Genomic DNA, 5,430 nt, shown 5'->3' with positions numbered 1-5,430 from the left:
CCTTGCCCCGTTGCTTCTTTTATTAAGGCAACAAAAGAAGAAAAGTAAAATGCAGCCATTAATCAAGAATCTATTTACAAAAATTCTCACTAAAAATTTCACTTTTAACCCAACAGACTAAATTGTTTTAGGATGAAAATGTTACAAAATGATATAAATCAAATCATTAAGGCTAGTGATAATCAAATAGTTTGTTATTGTGCCAACGTAAGTAAAGGGGAAATCCTTGCCGCTATCAAAAACGGCGTGCAAACGTTTAATGAACTTAAAGAAGTAACGGGCGTTTGTCCTGATAATTGCGACTGTAAAAATAAAAACCCGAATAAACGCTGTTGTTCAAGTGAAATAAAAATATTAATAGCTCATAACACAAAAGATCGCGAACTTTTTCAAAAAATCATAAAGTAAAAACGCATCTTCTCAATCAAATAGTAAGATAGAAAATATACTTGTGATTAAAAATATATTTTGTTATTGTGAACGAGCTAGTATAACGCCGTATCTTGTCTATTTCATTCTTTTTATTATATCAATAAAGATACGTCTAGCTATTGAAAAATAAAAGTTTAGGGGTAAAAAATGTCAAAAACAACTGAATTGATGAACGCCACCGAAATAAGTCGCAGTATCGAAAGATTAACGTATCAGATTATAGAAAATCACGGAAAATGCACTGATCTGGCGTTGGTTGGAATTCAAAGACGCGGAGTTTGTTTGGCAAAACGCCTAAAAGAAATGCTCGATACCAAGCTAAAAAACAATCTTAATCCAATTCCGTTGGGAATTTTGGATATTAACCTTTATCGAGACGACTGGACAACTTTAACCCATCGTCCGGCAATAAACTCATCAAATATCAATTTCAATGTAGAAGAAAAGCATATTATTCTGGTTGATGACGTACTTTATTCCGGTCGAACAATCAGGGCAGCTCTTGAAGCTATTTTAGATTATGGAAGACCTAAAAAAGTTGAACTTTTGGTTTTAGTTGATCGTGGAAGGCGAGAACTTCCAATTCAAGCCGATTATATCGGGAAAGCACTAAACACAAGTAAAGACGAAAGAGTAGACGTTGCGTTTTTAGAACAAGACGGGAAAGACGAAGTCTTATTAAAAAGCTAGAGAAAAAATTTCACTGTTTTTATGAGATTGATCAAAAAACTTTTTATTACTTTGCCTCTGGCTTAAATTAAATATAACAACTATGTTTTAAAACTAACACAAAGCCCCGACCAAATAACATGATCGGGGCTACGTTTATTATTCTGTTTAAATAAGACTAAAACAACGGTTTATTTATTATTAATCGTTGTTTACTATAATCATTTGTTGCAACATTTCAACTTGTTCATGGTCATCCATTAACTCAGCATAAGCGTCTCCGAGACTAGTTCCGTTTTGGGTTTCACCATGTACAATAATAGTTTGTTCTGTTTCACCCGTAGCAGATTTAATGGTAAGCTCAAGGGCTGCATTATCCTCCGCATTGAGGCTAACCTCTAAACGGTCACCAAGTAGAGTCGCTAAATCAACGGGTTCAAGATCAGAAAACAGATCAGCTAGGTTAAGTTTATCACCATCAGGATCAATTTTGAAATCATAAACAGTATCTACACCGCCGAGGTCGCCTTGACGCCAGACAAAGTTATCTTGCCCCGCACCACCGTATAGGTTGTCATCACCCTCACCGCCAAAGAGTATATCGTCGCCATCACCGCCGTATAGTGTGTCGTTGCCATCTCCGCCTTGGAGTGTATCATTTCCCGCATCACCGTGAAGAGTATCATTGCCCGTGCCGCCATAAAGAGTATCGTCTTCATTGCCACCGAACAAGATATCGTCTCCGGCATCACCGTAGATAATATCTTTTCCATCTCCGCCGTAGATGCGGTCATTTCCACTGCCACCTTGAAGTGTATCATTACCCACTCCACCGTAGAGTACGTCATTTCCGTCATTTCCGGATAGAATATCATCACCGGCCTTACCGCTCATCACATCATGACCTGCTGTGCCCATGAGTGTATCCACGCCGGCTGTACCAACAATGTTATGATCTTCTGTGCGTATGTATAAATTGGCACTGTTCGTGTCCCCATCTTTATCCACTAAGGTGTACAAGAAGTTAATATTGTCGATCGCATCTGTTGTGTTGGCAGTAAAAGTATAAACTCCGGCTCCGTTAATCACTAACCTTCCATCGTCTGTATCAATGATGTGAGTTTGAGACGTGCTTGTGAACATATATTCTGTGCCGTTATATTGGATTTTTTTCAGATAAGCCTGATCAGGTAGCTTGTCTTTATAATCATCAGGTGAGAGGTCATTAATAATGTTTCCTCTAAATATTGGTGCATTGGCAAAAAGCAGATCATCAACAAACAGTTTAGCGTCTCCTCGAGTAGAGCCTGAGACGTCAACTACTGCAATAACCAGAGTATAATTGCCTGCTCCCGGAATATTGACTGAGGTTACACCGCTTTGATATTGGCTTGTTCCACCCTGAATGATTTTGCCACAGTCTATGATTTTACCGCTTGTGTCTTTGAGCACCCAGAAAGCACCGTCACTATCGTAGCTGGAATTTCGTGTTCCGTTTTGGAACTGCCAGTTGAAGTGGACGACACCAGGGCTTGTAAAAGAGAACTCCTTAGAAATAGCAGCACCGTCGTTATTTACAGGCGAACCGGTCATTCCCGCCTTGGTCATGACTTCTTGAACAGTATCAAGTGCGGAGTCTGTGGAGTCCTTCACCATGTTGGTAATGTTTCCGTTGGCGGTGAGTAATGCTCCCTTAGCGTCAGGATTCAACAAGCCTGTGGCACCGGGAATAGACACAGCGGAGCTTGTTTGAGGATAATTCTGATTCCAGGTTACTCCACCAGCTGTTGTCCAGTTATCTTGAACCGTAAAAGTAGCCAATATGTTCTCTGGTGAAAGTATGAACGCATAGTTCGAGTTATGCGGTGCATTATCAAAGGCTTCGGGTTGTCCGTCTCGCAAGGTAAGGATTACGTTGGTAGAGCGTAAGTCTCCGTCAGCATCTTTCACCGTATAGCTCATTGGCTTTAGAGTAACATCATTCGTAATGTTAATGCCTGCATCAGCTGTCAGGGTATAGCTACCATCGTTCTTAACGACCATTGTTATCTGATCGTTAACCGTGGCAGAATTTCCGTCAGCGTCATACATAATAATAGGGTTGGTTTGGTTAGTTGAATTAAACCCATACGTTATTCCGCCAACTATTACATGTTGCAGTGTGCTTGGACTATCCGCCGAGTTGATGTCATTTTCCAGTAAGTTACCGGAAAGTTGAGTCGGTAGCGTCTTTAACAGAGCATCAGTCAGATCGTTATAACCTACTCCCATAGAGACGTTAACCACTTCACCTGTGGAATTTTTGACTGAGTTAAGAGCATTTTGTGCGTCCTGATCATCAGAGACATTAATCCCTACCGCAATAACGTCTACATCCAGATTATCTACAAAGCCTTGCCAGCCGGCAGGAGTATTACCACTTGTGGGTCTTCCGTCCGAGATGAAATATACCTTGTTTTCGTACCCCTGATAAGTCGAAGTATTCAAATCATTAGTTATTTCAGTTTGTCCCCATGTTAGGGCGGTATTATAGTCTGTTCCACCTGTGGTTTCAGAAGCTGTAGTTTGATGGTTGTTTAAATAAGTAAGAGTTGTTTCGGGTGTGGCTCCATCTAAGGCTATGCCCTTATGTCCGGAATAACCTGAACTGGAGAATTCTACGAGAGTAAAACGCACTTCTCCGCCAAGGGCTGCATAAGCATTAACCAGAGCCTTGAGGGAATCTATGGCTGCTGCCATATAGGTATCTGATTTATCAAAAACATTCCCTTCACTGATGCTAAAGTACATACTGCCTGAGTTATCAAGCACAAGATACACATTGTAACTAGTGGATACAGGTTCTTCTATGACGCTTACATCTTGTCTCGGCACATCTATATCATCTTTTACAATCACATAAACGTTATTGGCTATTCCGTCTCCGTTATTAGTTATCGGTGTGTACGGCAATAATAGTCCCATTGAGTTGTCCGTGGCTGATCCTACAGCACCATGCCCCATAGGATAATTCAACGTAGTGGTCATTTTGCCTGTGTCAACATCGGGTTGCACTTCAATAACTGTTACACTACCAACTTTACCCAATAATACGTTGCTGTCATTCGGATCTACAGACCATGTAACAGGTTCGTAGGTACCATCTTTATTAGTATCTGCGACAATACTATCTGGCATATCGCTTAAATTCCAACGAATGCCTGTAGTGTTTTCGTCCAGACTAACGTCAAAGGTTTTCTCGCTTTCAAACCAGCCGGGGTGATGACTGCCCATCACATCATCTGTGCTAATTCCAGCCTCGTCGATAATGGTTATGCCTGCGGGAACAGGATAGTTTAGGGTCATGTTTAGAGTAACTTCAGCTGAGTCTCCATCTCTGTCCGTTATACTAATGATGATTTTTTCACTATCATTAATGCTACCACGTTGGGCAAGGTAAGTGTAAACAATCTTGTTGCTATCGTCTAAGGTTAGATAGATGGTACCAAGTTCAGTTTTTATTTCTGCCTTGCCACTGCTATCGAAGTCTTCTTTTGTCAAAATCTTGGTAGTATCACCGCTAGGGTCGCCACCAATGGTAGCGTTATAAGTGATGGTAATATGCTCTCCATCTTCTTTTCCTGCAACAGTCTCGGCTAAATCAGCACCATATTGCTTGTTGATGACTCCTTCTACAATGAATTTCAGTTCTGTAGTGCCAGCCTGTGTACCCAATTCGTAGGACTGGTTATTGACATGACCTTGAGCGAAATCCAAAATAGGCGCATCATCGTGAATATTGATATTGAAACTTTTTGCTTCGGTATCACCGTCGCTATCTGTAACAGACACAATAACATTAAGCGGGTTATTAAGCAGTTCGTGCCTGCCATTTACGGCTGTGTTGTTTGTGTGTTCTTGAGTGCTTTGGTTAAGGGTGTAAGAATATTTAACAGTATAATCATCACCTGATTTGGTAATTTCCGTAATGCTTAGTTTACCAAAGGGAACATTTTCTCCGAAGGTGTTCATGGTATATGTAACATTATTACCAATAACGCTAGTTATGTTGATAATTATACCACCAACATTAATTGTATTAAGAAAATCAGGAGAGTTAATAATAAATGATCCTGTATCTTCGATGCCATGATCAACGTCCCCTGCATTCGTTCCGGCAGGAAGACCGTCATCATGCACTAAAAGATTGGAGCCATTACTTACTATGATTTCCGGAACATTGCTGTTTCCGATAGTGCTGATGGTCAGGGTCGTGGTCTTCCAGTCGCCGTCCGCATCCTTAATAGTATAGGTGAAGACGTCGTTGACGGTGGTGTTCGGTGCCACGTT

The 5,430-nt window shown here is 40.8% G+C and carries 3 protein-coding genes; 2 read left to right on the top strand and 1 reads right to left on the bottom strand.

Going from position 1 to position 5,430, the window contains the following annotated elements:
- The first annotated feature begins 138 nt into the window (after positions 1–138).
- Both BT999_RS12200 and pyrR read left to right on the top strand, forming a co-directional pair.
- Positions 139–408: a (2Fe-2S)-binding protein gene (locus tag BT999_RS12200; RefSeq protein WP_072698061.1), complete on the top strand. Its 270-nt coding sequence runs from the start codon at positions 139–141 to the stop codon at positions 406–408.
- A gap of 171 nt (positions 409–579) precedes the next feature.
- Positions 580–1,122, top strand: coding sequence for a bifunctional pyr operon transcriptional regulator/uracil phosphoribosyltransferase PyrR (gene pyrR / locus BT999_RS12195; protein ID WP_072698060.1), 543 nt, complete (start codon positions 580–582; stop codon positions 1,120–1,122).
- 180 nt (positions 1,123–1,302) lie between these two features.
- On the opposite strand, the gene BT999_RS12190 is transcribed toward pyrR, so the two are convergent.
- A partial coding sequence (locus BT999_RS12190) for a VWA domain-containing protein (protein WP_143145581.1) occupies positions 1,303–5,430 on the bottom strand: 4,128 nt, incomplete at its 5' end.

It is taken from the genome of Desulfovibrio litoralis DSM 11393 (genome assembly GCF_900143255.1).
Taxonomy (GTDB): domain Bacteria; phylum Desulfobacterota; class Desulfovibrionia; order Desulfovibrionales; family Desulfovibrionaceae; genus Frigididesulfovibrio_A; species Frigididesulfovibrio_A litoralis.
This window is presented reverse-complemented; position numbering and strand designations above follow the sequence as displayed.

Coding starts and splice junctions, on each gene's coding strand:
- BT999_RS12200 (WP_072698061.1), top strand. CDS start 139: ATGTTACAAAATGATATAAATCAAATCATTAAGGCTAGTGATAATCAA.
- pyrR (WP_072698060.1), top strand. CDS start 580: ATGTCAAAAACAACTGAATTGATGAACGCCACCGAAATAAGTCGCAGT.